The 261-nt window shown below is 66.3% G+C and carries 1 protein-coding gene; it reads left to right on the top strand.

Annotated elements, in window-relative coordinates; translation table 11 throughout:
* The coding region (locus AAEZ06_RS27600) for a hypothetical protein (RefSeq protein WP_350617308.1) at positions 1–261 on the top strand (261 nt) is incomplete at both ends.

The following is a 261-nucleotide window of genomic DNA, read 5'->3' as shown; positions in this document are numbered from 1 at the left end:
ACCTGAGCCTGCAAACGGCGCTGGCCAACCAGCTCAACCTGGTGGTGCAAACCACTCCAGGGCAGATCCAGTTCTGGAACGGCGGCACCACCAACCCCGATGGCAGCATCACCGGCGGCAGCGGTACCTGGGGCCCAGGCACCAACTGGACCGATCCCACCGGCACCCAAGGGCAGGCGTCCACCAACCAGTTCGCCGTATTTGGCGGGCAGGGCGGCACCGTGACCGTGGTCGGCAACCAAGGCTTCACTGGCCTGCAAG

The organism is Pseudomonas sp. HY7a-MNA-CIBAN-0227 (assembly GCF_040310325.1).
Classification (GTDB): Bacteria; Pseudomonadota; Gammaproteobacteria; order Pseudomonadales; family Pseudomonadaceae; genus Aquipseudomonas.
The sequence above is the reverse complement of the archived record's forward strand: the minus strand, read 5'-3'. Positions and strand labels throughout refer to the sequence as shown.